The 1,189-nt window shown below is 75.7% G+C and carries 1 protein-coding gene; it reads right to left on the reverse strand.

The window, feature by feature from the left end; genetic code table 11:
• Positions 1-334: 334 nt before the first annotated feature.
• The coding region (gene cobC / locus IH13_RS0119220) for an Rv2231c family histidinol phosphate aminotransferase CobC (RefSeq protein ID WP_031086081.1) at positions 335-1,189 on the reverse strand (855 nt) is incomplete at its 5' end.

The following is a 1,189-nucleotide window of genomic DNA, read 5'->3' on the forward strand; positions in this document are numbered from 1 at the left end:
GAACCGGACAGTCGGGGGAGCCGGGCGAGCCCGTAGGGGGAAGGGCGAGGCCGCGCGGGAGAGCGGTGCTCACGGGAGGACGGCGCTCTCGGGAGAACGGCGCTCTCGGGAGAACGGTGCTCATGTACCCGAGCAGTGCTCACCTATCGGAGCAGCGTTCACGCACCGGAGCAATGCTCATGTATCCGGGCGGCGCTCACGTACCCGAGCGTCGCTACGCCCCCGCGGCCACCACTCAGCCCGCCCCGGGGACTCCCGTACGGGGGACTCCCGCCCCGGACCGGGAGCGGTGCTCACCCATGTGAGCACCGCTCCCGGTTCCGTACACACGCCCTCAGCGGCCCGGCCTCCGGGGCAGGCCCTGCAACGCGAGGTCGAGCGCCTGCAGAAAGCGGTTGGTCGTCGCGCGGTCGCGTACCGCCAGCCGCAGCCACTCGGGCCCCAGCCCGGGGAACGTGTCCCCGCGCCGGGCCGCGAACCCCCGCGACCGCAGCCGTTCCCGCACCTCGTCGGCCCGCTCCAGCCGCACCAGGACGAACGGCCCGGCGGCCGGCTCCACCACCCGCACCTCGCCGAACTCCGCGAGCCCCGCCAGCAGATGCGCCCGGTCCACCGCCACCCGGTCCGCCGCGTCCGCCGCCTCGGCCAGCGCACGCGGCTCCATGCAGGCCTCGGCCGCCGCCAGCGCCGGGGACGACACCGGCCACAACGGCTGCGCCTCCCGCAGCAGGCCGATCGTCGCCGGATCGGCCAGGACGTAGCCGATCCGCAGCCCCGCCAGTCCCCAGGTCTTCGTCAGGCTCCGCAGCACGACGAGCCCGGGCACGTCCGTACGCCCGCACAGGGCCTCGCGCTCCCCGGGCACGGCGTCCATGAACGCCTCGTCGACCACCAGCGTCCGCCCGGGCCGCGCCAGCCGCTCCAGCACCCCGGCCGGGTGGAGCACGGACGTCGGATTGGTCGGATTGCCGACCACCACCAGGTCCGCCTCCTCCGGCACCGCCGCCGGATCCAGCCGGAAACCGTCCTCCGGGCGCAGCACCACCCGGTCCACCTGGTGCCCGGCCGCCCGCAGCGCCGCCTCCGGCTCGGTGAACTGCGGATGCACGACGACCGGACGCCGCGCCGGAACCGCCCGCGCGATGAGGACGAACGCCTCGGCCGCGCCCGCCGTCAGCAGCACCCGCTC

This window comes from Streptomyces sp. NRRL WC-3549, from assembly GCF_000721935.1.
Taxonomy (GTDB): domain Bacteria; phylum Actinomycetota; class Actinomycetes; order Streptomycetales; family Streptomycetaceae; genus Streptomyces.